The sequence below is a fragment of the Streptomyces sp. WMMC1477 genome (assembly GCF_027460245.1).
Taxonomy (GTDB): domain Bacteria; phylum Actinomycetota; class Actinomycetes; order Streptomycetales; family Streptomycetaceae; genus Streptomyces.
This window is the reverse complement of the sequence record NZ_JAPZBD010000003.1, coordinates 4,995,586-5,010,237: the sequence shown is the minus strand read 5'-3', so window position 1 is coordinate 5,010,237 and position 14,652 is coordinate 4,995,586. Positions and strand designations below refer to the sequence as shown.

Below are 14,652 nucleotides of genomic sequence, written 5' to 3'. Positions count from 1 at the left end.
TCACATGTGCGGCGGCGGCGCCAGGGTGAAGTCGGCCGGGGCGGCGGGCGCCGTGTCACGCCAGCCCCGCAGGAGCGCGGCCTCGGCGAACCGCGGGCAGCCCAGGTAGGCGAAGGCGGCCGGGGCGTTGGGCACCAGGCCGGAGACGAGGACCCGGGCCACCCGCAGCGGGGTCTCCGCGACGTCCTCGGTGGTGAGGTCGGCGGTGACGACCCGGTGCCCGCCCTCGTGCAGGCGCCGCCACAGCCGTTCCCGGCCGCCGGCCGGCACGGCGTCGACCGGCACCGTGCCGAGCGCGGGCTCCGTGAGGCGCCGGGCCTCGGTGGCCATGCGCGGGTCGAGCCAGACCTGCACGTGGGCGCCGAGGTCGCGTACGGCGGCGAACTGCGGCCCGCAGACGTCGAGATAGCGCGCGTCGGCGCGGTGGTCGAGGTAGAGGCCACGAGCCTGCAACCCGGCGTCCACCGCCCGGAAGACCCAGCCGTCCGGAGTGGTGAGGCCCTGGGTGAACACCCAGGTGTGCACGGCCTCCAGCACGGCCTTGCGGGCCGCCTCCGCCGGGTCGTACCGGCAGGCGAACCCGGCCGCGTACAGGCCGCGTTCCGGGTCGTGGACGAGGGCGGCGACGCAGGGGGCGAACTCGGAGGGCATCTCGGCGAGCCACAGCCGCAGGCCGCAGCCGGCGAGCTGCTCGGTGAGACCGGGCACGCTCGCGGGGTCGATGCCGCGCGTCGGGCCGTCCAGATGCCACCACAGCTCCAGCGCGTCGCGCTCCACGATCTCCAGCAGCCCGCGCTCGACGGCGTCGTCCAGGCCCTGTCCGGTAGCGATGCCCGCGTAGTTGAGGTGGTGGACGCGGGGGTGCGAACGCAGCTCCCCCTGGCGCCAGTTGAGGTGGGTGAGCGAGACCGGCGCCCAGCACTCCAGGGTGTCGCCGTCCGGGGTGTGCTCCCGGGCCCGCGTCCACAGCGCCCGGGTGCCGGCGCGCAGGGGGCGGTAGGGGAAGCCCTCCCGCGCGTACTGCCAGGGGGCGTGGCGGGGCGCGGCGTCGGGCCCGTAGACCCGCAGGCCGGCGGCGGTCAGCTCGGCGGCGGTGGCCGAGCGCGGCGCGCGGGGATGGCCGGGCGGCGGCACCCGGTTGCCGCAGTACCGTTCGACGGCCTCCGCGACGGCCGCGACGCGGGCGCCCTCGGGATCGTCGAACGTCGTGCCGAGCGCGACCCGGTCGGCCGGCCAGGCGCCGAGCCGCCGGGCGTCGCTCACCTCGGCGGTCATGGCGGTGTAGCGCGGCGGGGCGCCGGCGGGCGGTTCGGCCGGCGCCACGGAGCGGACGACCCCGCACACCGGGTCCACCAGGGCGTCGAGCGGCAGTGCGGGCGGCGAAGTGGGCGGGGTCAACGGCAGATCTCCTCGGCGGGGTCGACGGCGTCGGTGAGGTGGCGGGGGCGGCCGACGGGCAGCAGCAGGGCGCTGTGTCCGGCGGTCACGGACCGCCGGGAGGGGAACAGCACGGTCGCCCCGACCGGGTCCTCTCCGGTGTGCGGGTTGCGGGCGTGGGCGGGGAAGTGGTGGCCCGCGATCTCCAGCCGGAGCCGGGTCCCGGCCGCGAGGCGGCGGGCGAGAGGGCCGAGCGGCACGGTGAGGTCGGCGGACCGGTCCGGGGCGTCGGCGCGCCGCACGACGCCGGTGGCGAGGTGCTCGGCGGTGCCGGACGGGTCGAGGGCGACGAGCCGTGCGACCCAGTCGGCGGCCGGGGTGTCGGCGGTGGCCCGCAGCCGGACGGCGGCCTCGCCGAGCAGGTCCAGCGGCCGGGGCAGCGGGGCCCCCACGAGCAGGCAGCGGTCGTGGGGGCGGCCGGGGCAGCGGGGCACGGTCAGCTCGTCGGAGCGCACGGGGCGCGCCGGGTCGGCGGTGAACCGGGTGCCGGTCAGCACACCGAGGCCGCCGGGCCGTCCGAAGGCGAGGACGGCCGCGTCGGGCGCTTCCGCTCCCGGGCCCGGGAGCGCGCCGGCCGGGAGCCACAGCGGGCTGCCGCCCAGCGCGACGGCAGCGCGCGGTGCCGTTCCGAGCCGCCCGTCGAGGGCGCGGCGGGCCCAGCGTGCGTAGAGCGGGCCGAGCGGGACACGGTGGGCCTGGTGGGCGTCGGGGCCCGGGGCCGCGGTGAGCGCGTGCCCCCAGGGGCCGAGCAGCAGCCGCGCCGGTGCTCCGCCCCACCGGCGCCACAGTCTCACCGTGTCGGCGAGGAAGGGGTCGTGGGTGCCGCCGACGGCGAGCAGCGGGACGGTCGCGCACGGCTCCCGTCCCGGGACTAGCTCCCGCCGGGCGGCACGCCACAGGCCGGGCCAGGAGGGCAGCGGGCGGCCGAGCCACCGGGGCAGGTCGGCGACGGGGAGGCGGTCCAGCAGGACGGGGTCGGTGGCCAGCGCGGTGGCGAGGGCGTAGGGGTCGCTGTCCGGCCGGTCCCCGTGGGCCGCCCACCAGCCGGCCCGGGCCGCGAGCCGCTCCGGGCCGGTGGCCTCCCGGGCGGTCTCGGCCGCGCCCAGGGCCGGCACGGCGGCGAGGACGGCGTCCGGCCGGGCCGCGCCCTCGGCGCTCGTCAGGCTCAGGGCGCAGTGAGCGGCGTACGAGGCCCCGGAGGCGAGGACGCGGCCGTCGCTCCAGGGCTGGGCGCGGACCCACCGGACGGTGCCCGCGCCGTCGGCCCGCTCGTGCCGGTACGGCCGCCAGACGCCGCCGGAGCCGTGGCGTCCGCGCACGTCCTGGGCGAGGGCGGCGAAGCCGTGGCGGGCCCAGCCGGCCAACTCCTCCTGGTGGGAACGGCGGTCGTAGGGGGTGCGGATCAGCACCGCGGGGTGCGGGCCGGGCCCGTCGGGCAGGCAGAGGTCGGTGGCGAGGGTGGTGCCGTCCGGGGCGGGTATCCGCACCGGACGTGGGGAGGGGCTCACGGGGTGGCCCGGAGCGGCGGGGCGACCGGCGGTACCGGCAGCACGGCGTGCGGGGTGACGGTCAGATCGCGCAGGTCCACGCGGCGCAGCCGACGGGTGACGGGCAGGGTGCCGAGTGCGGAGGGGGCGCCGGTGGCCCAGGCCGTGAGGTCGGCGGCGAGGAGGGCGGCGGCGAGGGTGGCGGCGGCCGGGGTGAGGGTGACGGGGGCGCCGGTGGTGCGGTGTCCGGCCCAGTAGGCGGCCAGTTCGCGGTGGGCGGGGGTGGCGGCCAGGCGGCGGGCCCTCAGATGGGAGGAGGTCACGTCGGCCGGGCCCGCGGCGAGGGGCTCGACCCAGAGCTGGTACCCCTCGCGGTGGCAGCGCAGCCAGGCGATCCCGTGCGCCGGCAGGGTGTCGGCCGCGTCCCACAGACCCGGGGGCACCGGCTCGTCCAGGCACCAGACGACGGCGACGGGGCGGTCGGCGGCGGAGCGGTCGGCGGTGCCGGGGGCGGGAGCGGCGGTCAACGGCCCGAGGTCCGGGGGCTCGACGGTGCGGGGCCGGGCGCCCGCGGCGGCGAGGCACACGGCGAGCGGGACGGTGAGCGCGGGAGCGCCGAGCAGCCACACCGCGCCGAGGCCCGCGGGCCGGCTGGGTTCCGCCGTGGCGGCGTCGGGGAGTCCGGGGGCGTCGGCCAGGTATCCGGCGTCCGCGAAGGCCCCCAGGAGACGCCCGAGGTGCGGGTCTGCGTCCCCCGGGTCTGCGTCCCCCGGGTCGGCGTCGTCTGAGTCGGCGTCGTCTGAGTCGGCGTCCCCCTGGACCGGGCCCTCCGTGGACGGGGCGGCGTCGTGCCCGCGGCCGGAGAGGCGGGCCAGGAGCCGAAGGGGCTCCGCCTTCCCGGTGCTGACACGCAGGAAGTCGCCGTCCGGGGTGCGCAGCGCCAGCCCGCCGTCCGGTACGGCGACGACCTCCGCTCCGGGGGCGAGTCGGCTGCCGGTCATGGGGTGCTCCTTGGTCGGTGATGTGGGGCGGGCCCGGCCGGAGAGGCCGGGCCCGCCTGGACTAGCGGTCGCTCACTCCTCGTTGTCGTCGAAGGGGTTCTCGACGAGGGCGTTGGAGTGGGTGGCCGAGGCGTGGGCGAGCTGGCCCGGGTCGGCGATGGGGGCGAAGACCTTCTCCTGCTGCTCCATGAACTCCTCCTGGAAGATCGGCGGTTGGAAGCGACGCCCGATGAGCGCCACCACGAGAATAGATGAAAATGATTATCAGATGCTATGCGGTAGAGGGTGATCTGGGTAACACACCGGCCAGCCGCCCTCGGGGTCCCGGCCCACCCGGCCGGAGACGCCCAGCACCTCTGCGAGCAGCCCGGGCGTCACGACGTCCTCCGGTGCCCCGTCCGCGACCACCCGCCCGTCCCGCAGTGCGACGACACGCTGCGCGAACCGGGCCGCGTGGCCCAGGTCGTGGAGCACCATCACCACCGTCAGCCCGCGCTCCGCCCGCAGTCGCACGACGGTCTGCAGCACCTCCAGCTGGTGCCGCAGGTCCAGATAGGTCGTGGGCTCGTCGAGAAGCAGCACCCGGGTGTCCTGGGCGAGCGCCATCGCCAGACGTACGCGCTGCCGTTCACCGCCGGACAGCGCGTCGACGGGCCGCTCGGCCCAGCGCTCGACCCCGGCGTCCGCGAGCGCCCGGCGCACGACGGCGTCCTCGCCCTCGCGCAGCATCCCCAGCGCCCCGCGCTGCGCGTAGCGCCCCTGGCGTACCAACTGCCGCACCGTCATGCCCGGTACGGGCGGCGCGGACTGGTGCAGCAGCGCCACCCTCCGGGCGGCGGCCCGGCGGCCGAGCCGCGCCAGGTCGACGTCGCCGAGCAGCACCCGCCCCCGGTCGGGCCGAGCGAGCCCGGCGGCCAGCCGCAGCAGCGTCGACTTGCCGCAGCCGTTGAGCCCGATGAGCGCCACGAGGTCACCGGGGGCCACCCGCAGGTCGACGCCCCGCAGGACCGGACGCCCCGGATAGCCGAAGGAGACGCCGTCCACGGTGATGCCGGGCGGCTCGGTCACGTCCATCGTCCACGTCCTCGGGGTTCTCGAAGGGGTATCGGAGGGGTCTCGGAGGTTCTGGGGCGGCGGCTCAGAAGGTGCGGCCCGGGGCGCGGCGCACCACCACCAGCAGCAGCACGGCACCCAGACAGGTGGTGAGGGCGCCCACCGGCAGCGTCAGCCGGTCCGCGTCGAGCCCGGAGGCGAGCCACCGGGAGAGGTGCTGCGCGAGCGCGTCCGCGCCGCACACCACCACGGCGCCCAGCAGAGCCGCACCGGGGAGGGCGTGGCGCAGATCGGCGCCGAACACCGCCACGGCCAGGTGGGGCACGAGCAGCCCGACGAAGCCGAGCGCGCCCACCGACGCCACCGCGCCGGCCGTCAGCGCGACCGCGCACAGCAGCGCGAGCGCGCGGGCCCGCCCGGTGGCGAGCCCCGCCGCGGCGGCCGGCTCCTCGCCGAGCCGGAGCAGCGTCAGCGGCGCGGCCAGGAGCCAGGCGGCGACGCCCCAGCACAGGGCCCACGGCCACAGCAGGTGCCAGTGCGCCCACACCCGGCCCTCGGTGCTGCCGACCAGCCACTGGACGACGCTTCCGAGTTCGCCGGGGGCGACGAGCAGCACCATGGCGGTGAGCCCGCCCAGCACGGCCGAGACGAGGACGCCGTAGACGGCCGTCCCGGCCGGGTCGGAGCGCTGCCGCCCGGCCAGGAGCCACAACAGCCCGGCACCGGTGAAACCGCCCGCGGTCGCGGCGGCGCAGACGGCGGCCGGGGACTCCCAGCCGGCGAAGCCGAGCCCGGTCGCCGTGACGGCACCCAGGACGGCGCCGGGAGTCACACCGGTGACCTCGGGACCGGCGAGTGGATTGCGCAGGGCCGACTGGAGGACGAGGCCGGCCACACCGAGCGCCGCCCCGGCGCCGAGCGCGACCAGCAGCCTCGGCAGGCGCAGTCGCAGGACGACATGGCGTGCGGTGGGGTCTCCCCCGCCGCCCAGCACGTCGAGGACGGTCACCGCGTCCAGCGAGCGCCCGGCCAGCAGGTCCGCACCGGCGGCGAGCACCGCCAGCACGGCCAGTGCGGCCAGCCGGCGCGCGTTCCGCGCTCTCACGGCGCCACCTCCCGGCCGACGTCCGGCGAGCGGGCGGCCCGCAGGAGCGCGACGCCCACCGGGACGCCGAGCAGGGCCGTCCAGGCGCCGACGGGCGTCTCCACCGGGGCGAGCGCCAGCCGGGCCGGGACGTCGGCGAGCGCCACGACGGCCGCGCCCCACCCGGCGGACCAGGGCAGCCAGCGGACGGCGTCCCCGCCGGGCAGCAGCCGCCGGGCGAGCTGCGGGGCGAGGAAGCCCACCCACGCGACCGGCCCGCAGACCGCGACGACGGGCGCGATGAGCACGATCGCCACCGCGAGCGCGGCGAGCCGGGCGCGCCGGACGCGGAGGCCGAGCGCCTCGGCGTCGTCGTCCCCCAGCCGCAGGACCGACAGCACCGGTGCGCACAGCACGAGCGCGGGCAGCGCGACGAGCAGCCAGGGCCACAGCCCGGCGACGTCGGCCCAGGTGCGGGCGGACAGCGAGCCGAGCAGGTAGCGGTAGATGAGCTGGAGGTCGAGCTGGTCGGCCATGACCATCAGCACCAGCAGCGCCGCCTGGAACGCCGCCGACACGGCCGCACCGGTGAGCAGCACCGCCGAGGGGCTGCGTCCGAACCCGGCGGCCAGCAGGGTGAGAATCCCGCCGCACACGGCGCCGCCGAGCGCCGGCAGCGGCTCGACGACGGCCGGGAGGCTCAGGGTGAGGACCAGCGGGGCCGCCACCCCGAGCGCAGCCCCGGAGGAGACGCCCAGCATCTCGGGGACCGCGAGCTGGTTGCGCAGGGCCTCCTGGAGGACGAGCCCGGCCGCCCCGAGGCAGGCACCGGCCAGGACCGCCAGCACCAGCCGGGGCAGCCGCAGTTCCGCGACGACGACCCCGGCGAGTCCGGCGTGTTCCCCGCCCCCGAGGCCGGCCAGCGCGCCGGGCAGTTCGCCCGGCGGCACGACGGGGGTGCCCAGGCACAGGGTGGCGAGCGCGGCGGCGGCGAGCAGGCCGGCGAGCGTCAGCGGGAGGCGGAGACGGGGACGGGGACGGGGACGGAGGCTGGTCACCGCAGTGCGGCGGTGGCCTCGTCCAGGACGAGACCGAGGGAGCGGGTTCCGCGGCCCTTGGCCCACACCTCGGAGTCGACCTCGTGCACGTCGCCGTTCCGCACGGCGGGGATCTCGCCCCACAGCGGGTTCCCGGCGAGCGTCTCGGAGAGCTTGCCGGTGTCGTCGCCGGCGGACCCGAAGGACAACGTCTCCACGAAGAGCACGTCCACGTCCTTGGCGAGGATCTCCTCCAGGCTGTAACTGCCCTCCACGCCACGGGACGCGAAGGGGTACCGGGCGATCTTCGGGAAGAGCCCGGCGGCGACGTCGGTACCGGGGGTGGCGACGCCGAAGTTCTCGTCGCTGCCGTAGATGATGAGCGCGGTCTTGTCGCCGGGCGCGCGTTCGGCGGCGGCGAGCTTGGTGCGGAAGGTCTTCTCGGCTCGCTCGCCCTGCGTGGTTCGCCCGGTGAGGGCGGCGAGGTCGCGCAGATAGCCGACGCTGTCCTGCCACGCCTCCGGCTGGACGGGCCAGAAGGTGGTGGCGCCCTCGAGGGCGGGGGCGAGCTTGCCGTGGGTGTCCTCCAGGCCGATGACGAGGTCCGGCTCGTGGGAGAGGATCGCCTCCACCTCGGGGGCGAGGAAGCCCCCGGGTATGACGGGGACGTCGGCGGCCTTCCGCTCGCCGAGGAACTCGGGGTGCGCGAGCAGGGCGTTGTTGGTGGCGACGGGGGTCATGCCCAGCTCGACGAGCATGTCGTCGCACAGGGCCACCAGACAGACCACGCGCCGCGGTTCGGCGTCGGTGGCGACGGTGACGCCCCGGCTGTCGGTGATCTTCCGCGCGGGGGTGATGGGTTCCACGTCGACCGTCGTCGGCGCGGCCTTCTCCTCGCCGCCCGGCGCGGCCTCGTCGGTCTCGGTGGGCGTGCCGCAGCCGGCGAGGAACGCGGTGAGGGCCGCCGCGGCGGCGGCCAGTCGCAGTCTGCGGGTGCGGATCGATGGGCGCGGCATGGGGGCTTCCGTTCTCGTCGTCCGGGGCGTCGGTTTCGGTGCTGGGGATGCGGACGGAGGCCCGCCCCGGGGGTCCTCGCATCCGCAGGATATACATGATTATCGTTTTCAAAAACCAGCACCCGCCCCTGGAGGCCCCATGCCGACGACCGACCCGCTGCTCCTCGTCGCGGACCACGTGGCGGGGCGGGTGAGCGTGTTCGACGTCCCCAACCGCACCGAGCTGGCCGCCCTGACCGGCCGCCATGTGAGCGAGCACGCCGGCTTCCTCCATCTCCCCCGCGGCCGGGTCGCGTTCGTCGACGACCTCGGCGGAGCCCTCGTCGTCCTCGACGCGGCCGCCGCCCGCACCGGCAGAGCCCTGGAGGAGGCGGTCATCCCCGTGGCGACACCGGCCGAGCACCTGGCGTCCGACGTGACGGGCCGACGGCTCGCCGTGACCACGGGCCTCGGATCACACGAGAGGCCGTGGAGCGACCTGTTGACCGTCGTGGACCTGCCGGACGCGCGGTCCACGCGCGTCCGGAGCCGGGTGGGCGAACCCGGAGTCACGCTCGTGGCACGCCGGGACGGCGAAGCGGCCGTCGTGCTGCGTCACCGGGAACCCGGCGCGTTCGCCGTCCACGGCCACACGGACCTCCTGCACGCCGGGCCCGGCTGCCCCCGGATCACCGCCGAGGCGACCCTTCCCCTTCCGGCGGACGCCCACGGCGACGCCCACGACCCCCGCCACGGCCGGGTGTTCACCGCGTCCGGGGAAGGCGTTCACCGGGCGCGGCTCGACGCCCGGGGCCTCACGGCGGAGGAGCCGCTGCCCTGGGGGGCCGAAGGGCGGGGCTGGTTCCTGCGGTTCGACATGACGCACCGCAGGCTGTGGACCTGTCTGCGCGGCGGCCCGGCCGATCCGGCGCACTGGCCGGAGTGGACGAACACGGCCTGGTGCCACGCCGTGGACACCGGCCGCACCGCGCACGTCGAGCTCGGTCCGGGACTGGCCTTCCGCATGGCGCTCTCCCGGACGTCCGCTGCCTTCACCCGCGTCCATCCCGACGGGGACGAGCTGGTCCTCGTCAGCCGCGGCACCGAGCGGCCCAGAGTGACCGCACGGATCCCGCTGCCCGCGATGTCGGGCGCGCCGCGGCGGGGCGGCACACCCTGGGACGGCGTGCAGCGGCGCGCGGTCGCGGCCTCACCCGGCTCCGACCTGGTGGCGGTCAGCCGGGGCGGACACGGCGAGGTGCACCTCTTCGACGGCGTGGACGGCCACCGGAACGGGACCCTGCACCTGCCGACGCCCCTGGACGAAGGAGGCCGGCTGGCCGTCGTCCAGGACGGCGGCACCGGACACGACACCGTCGGCCACTGACGGCACGAGAAGGCCCGCCCGGTGCGACGGGGGATGCACACCGGGCGGGCACAGGACCTTTGTACCGCATCAGCGAAGGATTGCGCAGCACAAGCCTGTTCGGTTCGCGGCCGAACGGCGCCGGGTGAGCGATATCAAGCCACCCCCGGTCCCCCGCATCACCCGACTCCCAGCGACGTGCCCACCCGGAGACGGGAGGTGGGCAGGCAACCCGTCGAAGAGGGCGGCGCCGAACCGGCCTGCCGCTCGGCGCCGCCCTTGTCGCAGGCGGCCCAGACCCCCGTACGGGGCCACCCTGTCCAGGGGAGATCCGCCCTCCCGCCTCACCCCCCGGTCTCGCGGCGGCCGCTTGGGGGGCGGCCGCCGGGCTCCGAGGGTTCCTCCGGCAAATTCATCTGCTGCCGAAACTGGCCGATAATCGCGGTCAGACTGTCCTGCACCTCGGGGGGCAGTCCGACCGCGCGGAGCGCGATCGTCCGCACCCGCCGGTCGCGCATCGCCGCGAGGAAGCGGACCTCTTCCTCCACCCGCCCGCGCTGCGTGTCCGACAGGTCTCCCAGCAGGTAGCCCCCGGGGACGCCGAAGAACTTCGCCAGCGCCCGGAGCACATCCGGGCTGGGGTTGGCGCGACGGCCGTTGCGCAGCATCGACAGATACTGCTCGGTGAGCCGGACTCCGCCGTACTCCTCCGGGTGACCGCTGATGGCCTCCACGACATGGGCGTTGGTGTACGGACACCCCGGCGGATGCATGTTCGCGAACAGGTATCCGAGACGTTCCGCCAGCGAGCCGCCGATCGCGCCTCCCGGCGGCTCCTCTTCCGTGCTCATGCCGCTCATCCCCCCGTGGATCACGCCCAGTTAAGCCGAAGCCCCGACGCGCATCCTGTCACAGTGAGGATGCCCTGCACCAGAGCCGGGACACGAACGGGCTCCATGCGGGGAACTCAACTCTCGGTTACGGACCAGCCGGAGTCCGGCGGGCACCGGGGACGACGTGCGCCGCCGGCCCGGGCGCGGCCGGAGGTGACGTGCGGGCGTGCCCCGGGCGGCGGCCGACGGTCGAGCGGGGCACCAGCCGGACGCGAGGCGCGACCCACCGACGTCCAAGATTGTGAAACGGTTCACACCAGACCCTTGGCTGAGTGCCGCTTCCGTGCTGAGATTCGATCACCGGGCTCACGCGGTACGTCCGGGGTCGACCGCACCATCCGGCTCGATGACGCGCTTGGGGAGGGCACTGTGGCGGACTCCGCCATGTCACGTTCGGTACACGTGGACCACGGCGAGAGCGACGACCCACTGGACCGCGCCGTGTGGCGGCTGCGGTCGCGAGGATGCTGGGAGGACGCGGCGGCCCTCCTCACACCGCACGCCAGGACGAACGCGGCGGCCGCCGTACGCCGCGCCGCTCTCCTGGCGGAGCGGTGCATGTTCACCGCCGCCGGCTGGGCGGAGGCCGAGGAGGCGCTGCGGGCCGCCGAGGCCCTCGCCGTCGAGGACTCGCTGCGCGGCGCCGCCGCCTGCGAGCGCGGCCAGCTGGCCTACGCCGCCACGGTTCTGGGGGTGCGCGACCGGGCCGACGAGGCGCGCTCCGCGCTCGGCCGGGCAGCCGCCCTCCTGCCGCCGACCGCACCGACGCGGGCGCTGCTGGACTTCCGCCGCGGGCTGCTGGCCGAGCACCTGGGCGACACCCCGCAGGCCGCGAAAGCGGCCTACCGGCGCGCCCACGCGGGAGCGACCGCGCACGGCGACACCCTGCTGTGCTCCTTCACCTGGCGCCACCTGGCCGGACTCGCCCTGCGCGGCGGCGAACTGACCGAGGCGCGCCACGGTTTCACCGAATCCCTGCGGCTGCGGGAGCAGCTGGGCTACCTCGTGGGGATGGCGCCCGCGCTGGCGGCACTGGCCGACGTCCACCCGGAGCCCGAGGCGGGGCGACTGCGGGCCGAGGCGCAGCGGCTGTTCCACCTGCTGGGCGGCGTGCCCACCTGGCTGGCGGAACGGCTGGCAGCGGCCTGAGGCGTCTCGCCCGGTCCGGACCCGGCTCCGGCGGCGGGCCGGCCGCCGGGGCGGGTCAGTGGGGCCCGTGGCCGCGCAGCAGCTCCTCGACGGCGACGAGGTCACGAGCGGCGAGGGCGTCGACGAGGGCGACGTGCTCGCCGGCCGCCGTCAGCAGATCACCCGTCGGCCGCGGGGCCCGTCGGCTTCGACGGCGGACCTCCTCGGTCACCCGGACCAGGTGCCGGTTTCCGGTCAGCTCCAGCAGGGCCCGGTGGAAGTCGCGGTCGGCCTCCAGGTAGGCGGCCCGCTCACCCCGGGCGGCGAGCGCGACGGTGGCCTGGGCCAGGGGCCGCAGCGACCGCCAGCGCTCGGCGGGCAGGGTACGGGCGAGGCGCAGCAGTGAGGGGATCTCCAGCAGCGCCCGGACCTCCGAGAGTTCAGCGATGTCCCGGACCGAGCACTCGGCGACCCGGAAGCCGCGGTTGGGGACCGTCTCCACCGCGCCCTCCGCCGCGAGCTGCTGCATGGCCTCACGGACCGGCGTGGGCGAGACGCCGAAGCGCTCCGCCAGCACCGGCGCCGAATAGATCCGCCCCGGTACCAGGTCGCCGTCCAGCAGGGCCTCGCGCAGGGCGGCGAGCACCTGCCCGCGCACGGAGTGCCGGCGCGGGACGCGCGGCACCGGCGGTTCCGCGTGGTCGTGTTCCCCCCGGACGGCGGCCCCCGGCGAGCCGTCTGCCGCGCCACCCCCGCCTTTCGCGCGGACCGGGCCGGGCGGGAACCCGGTGGACGGGGAGGGCTGGGCCGGGACGCCGGACACCGCCGTGCCGCCGGCGCCGGGGGCCCGAGCGGGGCCCGGTCCTCGGGTGGTCGTGGTGTCCGGGGCGGCCGTACCGGCCCACGGCTCCGCGCCGGTGTCCGACTCCGTCCGGGTCCGTGCCATTCGCCCGCTCCTGTCCGCCGCGCTGTCCGAAGAGCACGATAGGCCGAGAGTGGCGGCCATCAAACCTTGCGGAGATCGAGTAAGGTAAGGCTTACCTGCCAACGACCGTGGAATGGGAACCGCCGCATGGCCGCCACCAGCCTCGCTCCAGCGCACTCCGCCACCGTCCCGGAGGCGCCGCTCGCCGCCGCCTACGCCCGTCTCGGCGAGCTGCTGCCGGGGGTGCGGATCACCGAGGTGCCGGACGGGCGCCTCCCGACCGGTGACGGCTGGGCGGGCAGCGCGGAACTGGCCGCGGGAGGCGCCGCTCTGCGCTCGTTCCTGGCGTGGGACGAGGAACAGATCCGCAGGGACTACGGCGGCACCGCCCGGCCCGACGTCGTCGCCTCCTTCGGGCTGCACCGCTACGCGTGGCCCGCCACGCTGCTGATCACGATGCCGTGGTTCCTGCTGCGCCGCGTCCCGCACCTGCCGCCCGGCGGCGTCGCCTTCCACCGGGCGACGGGACGGCTCGCGGTGGCGGCTCCCGCCTTCAGCTGCCTGGCGGACGACCCCGCCGCCGCGCTGCCCACGGCCCGCCCCGTGGCGGACGAGGAAGCGCTGCGGCAGGCCGTGCGCGCGGCCGTGGCTGAGCACCTGGCTCCGGTCCTGGAGGGGTTCCGGCCGCACATGCGCCGCGGCCCCCGGGCCCTGTGGGGGGCCGCGGCGGACGAGATCACCGAGGGTCTGTGGTACACCGGCAAGCTCATGGGCGAGGAGCAGCGCGCCATCGAGGCCGCTGAAACGTTGCTGCCGGGCGCCGCGGCGCCCTACCCGTGCGGCGCCGGGTTCCGCGAGCTGACCGCCCCCGACGGCACCCGGCTGCCCACCCGGGACCGGGCGAGCTGCTGCCTCTTCTACACCCTGCGCCCGCGGGAGACGTGTGTGACCTGCCCCCGCACGTCCGACGCCGAACGAATCGAGCGCCTGACCGCATCCGGCTGATCCGTTCGACCCGATCGTCCGAATCACACCACCGGGGACGCTCGTTGGCGGTCACTTGCCCGAAAAGCCCTTGAGCGCCCCGCCCGCTGGGCCAGGATGCTGCGCGAAAGCGGCACCCGGCGTCCGGGACTCCCGGAGCGCCGCGGCCACGGCCGACGGCCGGATAGGGGCACCGAATGGAACTCACGGACGGATCGCTGAACTGGGCGGTGGCGGGGGCCGTCATGCTCGCCGGCCTGCTGGGGGCCGTCATCCTGATGGCACGCGGCCGCAAACCCGCGGAGGACTCCGCTCAGGGCGACACCTGGGAGCGGACCGAGGAGCGCCGCCGCCGCAAGGAGACCGTCTACGCCACCGCCTCCTACCTGCTCCTCTTCTGCTGCGCGGGAGTGGCCGCCGCCCTCTCGTTCCACGGCCTCGTCGGCTTCGGCCGGCAGAACCTCAACCTGAGCGGCGGCTGGGAGTACCTCGTCCCCTTCGGCCTGGACGGCGCCGCGATGTTCTCGGCCCTCATCGCCGTCCGCGAGGCCAGCCACGGCGACGCGTCCCTCGGCTCCCGGCTGCTGGTGTGGATCTTCGCCGGGGCCGCGGCCTGGTTCAACTGGGTGCACGCCCCGCGCGGCGCGGCCCACGCCGGCGCCCCGCACTTCTTCGCCGGAATGTCCATCTCGGCGGCGATCCTCTTCGACCGGGCGCTCAAGCAGACCCGCAAGGCCGCGCTGCGCGAGCGGGGTCTCGTGCCCCGCCCGCTGCCGCAGATCCGGGCCGTCCGCTGGCTGCGGGCACCCCGCGAGACCTACAAGGCCTGGTCGTTGATGCTGCTGGAGGGCGTGCGCACGCTGGACGAGGCGGTGGACGAGGTCCGCGAGGACCGGCGCGTCAGGGAGCGCGAACGGACTCGCCGCCGGGAGCAGAACAAGCTGGAGCGGGCCAGGCTGAAGGCGATCTCCCGGCGGCCGCGCGGCTGGGTGCCGGGACAGGGCGGCGTGCCCGGGGACGTGGAGGTCGCCGTCGAGGTGGAGCCCCCGGTGCGGGCCCGGCCCGCACTGCAGCCGGTCGCGGAGGCGGGGACGGTCCCGGGCGCCGCGGGTGTTCGAGGGGAGCCGGGCGCCCCGACCGAGGACGACGGCCCCGAGTCGCTCGGCCCGGACAGCGCGGACATCGGCCAGGCCAAGCCGCGTCTGGACTCGCTGGAGGAGAAACTCGCCGCCATCGAGCGCCAGTTCGGCTGACCGGCGCCG

Annotated in this window: 14 protein-coding genes; 4 read left to right on the top strand and 10 right to left on the bottom strand. The window is 76.4% G+C overall.

The window, feature by feature from the left end:
• From O7609_RS21910 to O7609_RS21875, 8 genes are all read right to left on the bottom strand, one after another.
• Entirely contained in the window at positions 1-1,398 is a 1,398-nt protein-coding gene (locus O7609_RS21910; RefSeq protein ID WP_269744087.1) for a YcaO-like family protein, read from the bottom strand.
• Entirely contained in the window at positions 1,395-2,924 is a 1,530-nt protein-coding gene (locus O7609_RS21905; RefSeq protein ID WP_332330054.1) for a CocE/NonD family hydrolase, read from the bottom strand. Before O7609_RS21905 ends, O7609_RS21910 begins: the two co-directional genes overlap by 4 nt.
• 17 nt (positions 2,925-2,941) lie before the next feature.
• Positions 2,942-3,925 (bottom strand): hypothetical protein, encoded by a 984-nt coding sequence (locus tag O7609_RS21900; RefSeq protein ID WP_269744085.1) that lies wholly within the window; start codon positions 3,923-3,925, stop codon positions 2,942-2,944.
• Positions 3,926-3,997: 72 nt separating this feature from the next.
• Entirely contained in the window at positions 3,998-4,114 is a 117-nt protein-coding gene (gene amiA / locus O7609_RS21895) for a streptamidine family RiPP (RefSeq protein WP_269737161.1), read from the bottom strand.
• Positions 4,115-4,189: 75 nt separating this feature from the next.
• Positions 4,190-4,999, bottom strand: a complete 810-nt coding sequence (locus O7609_RS21890; RefSeq protein ID WP_269735295.1) for an ABC transporter ATP-binding protein — start codon at positions 4,997-4,999, stop codon at positions 4,190-4,192.
• 64 nt (positions 5,000-5,063) lie between these two features.
• Positions 5,064-6,083, bottom strand: coding sequence for a FecCD family ABC transporter permease (locus tag O7609_RS21885; protein ID WP_269735296.1), 1,020 nt, complete (start codon positions 6,081-6,083; stop codon positions 5,064-5,066).
• Positions 6,080-7,075 (bottom strand): FecCD family ABC transporter permease, encoded by a 996-nt coding sequence (locus O7609_RS21880; RefSeq protein ID WP_269737162.1) that lies wholly within the window; start codon positions 7,073-7,075, stop codon positions 6,080-6,082. The genes O7609_RS21885 and O7609_RS21880 overlap by 4 nt, the downstream gene beginning before the upstream one ends.
• A gap of 41 nt (positions 7,076-7,116) precedes the next feature.
• Positions 7,117-8,115 (bottom strand): ABC transporter substrate-binding protein, encoded by a 999-nt coding sequence (locus O7609_RS21875; protein WP_269735297.1) that lies wholly within the window; start codon positions 8,113-8,115, stop codon positions 7,117-7,119.
• A 139-nt stretch (positions 8,116-8,254) separates the two neighbouring features.
• On the opposite strand from O7609_RS21875, the gene O7609_RS21870 reads away from it, so the two are divergent.
• Positions 8,255-9,481: a hypothetical protein gene (locus O7609_RS21870; RefSeq protein ID WP_269735298.1), complete on the top strand. Its 1,227-nt coding sequence runs from the start codon at positions 8,255-8,257 to the stop codon at positions 9,479-9,481.
• Between the two features lie 323 nt (positions 9,482-9,804).
• Here the strand turns inward: O7609_RS21870 and O7609_RS21865 are convergent, their stop codons facing one another.
• On the bottom strand, positions 9,805-10,311 hold the full coding sequence (locus O7609_RS21865; protein ID WP_269737163.1) for a helix-turn-helix domain-containing protein: 507 nt from the start codon (positions 10,309-10,311) through the stop codon (positions 9,805-9,807).
• A gap of 426 nt (positions 10,312-10,737) precedes the next feature.
• Here O7609_RS21865 and O7609_RS21860 point away from each other — a divergent pair, with 426 nt between their 5' ends.
• On the top strand, positions 10,738-11,502 hold the full coding sequence (locus tag O7609_RS21860; protein ID WP_269735299.1) for a hypothetical protein: 765 nt from the start codon (positions 10,738-10,740) through the stop codon (positions 11,500-11,502).
• Between the two features lie 55 nt (positions 11,503-11,557).
• Here the strand turns inward: O7609_RS21860 and O7609_RS21855 are convergent, their stop codons facing one another.
• The gene (locus tag O7609_RS21855; protein WP_269735300.1) at positions 11,558-12,427 is read right to left on the bottom strand and encodes a GntR family transcriptional regulator; all 870 of its coding nucleotides are present in this window, start codon (positions 12,425-12,427) and stop codon (positions 11,558-11,560) included.
• Positions 12,428-12,553: 126 nt separating this feature from the next.
• On the opposite strand from O7609_RS21855, the gene O7609_RS21850 reads away from it, so the two are divergent.
• Positions 12,554-13,411 carry a (2Fe-2S)-binding protein gene (locus tag O7609_RS21850; RefSeq protein ID WP_269744084.1) on the top strand — a complete coding sequence of 286 codons (858 nt, stop codon included), beginning with the start codon at positions 12,554-12,556 and terminating at the stop codon, positions 13,409-13,411.
• A 176-nt stretch (positions 13,412-13,587) separates the two neighbouring features.
• The gene (locus O7609_RS21845; protein WP_269735302.1) at positions 13,588-14,643 is read left to right on the top strand and encodes a DUF2637 domain-containing protein; all 1,056 of its coding nucleotides are present in this window, start codon (positions 13,588-13,590) and stop codon (positions 14,641-14,643) included.
• The last annotated feature ends 9 nt before the right edge of the window (positions 14,644-14,652 follow it).

What these genes read in the sequence shown, in the direction of transcription:
- O7609_RS21900 (WP_269744085.1), bottom strand. Translation starts at nt 3,925, where the DNA reads ATGACCGGCAGCCGACTCGCCCCCGGAGCGGAGGTCGTCGCCGTACCG.
- O7609_RS21855 (WP_269735300.1), bottom strand. Translation starts at nt 12,427, where the DNA reads ATGGCACGGACCCGGACGGAGTCGGACACCGGCGCGGAGCCGTGGGCC.
- O7609_RS21860 (WP_269735299.1), top strand. Translation starts at nt 10,738, where the DNA reads ATGTCACGTTCGGTACACGTGGACCACGGCGAGAGCGACGACCCACTG.
- O7609_RS21850 (WP_269744084.1), top strand. Translation starts at nt 12,554, where the DNA reads ATGGCCGCCACCAGCCTCGCTCCAGCGCACTCCGCCACCGTCCCGGAG.
- amiA (WP_269737161.1), bottom strand. Translation starts at nt 4,114, where the DNA reads ATGGAGCAGCAGGAGAAGGTCTTCGCCCCCATCGCCGACCCGGGCCAG.
- O7609_RS21845 (WP_269735302.1), top strand. Translation starts at nt 13,588, where the DNA reads ATGGAACTCACGGACGGATCGCTGAACTGGGCGGTGGCGGGGGCCGTC.
- O7609_RS21870 (WP_269735298.1), top strand. Translation starts at nt 8,255, where the DNA reads ATGCCGACGACCGACCCGCTGCTCCTCGTCGCGGACCACGTGGCGGGG.
- O7609_RS21875 (WP_269735297.1), bottom strand. Translation starts at nt 8,115, where the DNA reads ATGCCGCGCCCATCGATCCGCACCCGCAGACTGCGACTGGCCGCCGCC.
- O7609_RS21865 (WP_269737163.1), bottom strand. Translation starts at nt 10,311, where the DNA reads ATGAGCACGGAAGAGGAGCCGCCGGGAGGCGCGATCGGCGGCTCGCTG.
- O7609_RS21890 (WP_269735295.1), bottom strand. Translation starts at nt 4,999, where the DNA reads ATGGACGTGACCGAGCCGCCCGGCATCACCGTGGACGGCGTCTCCTTC.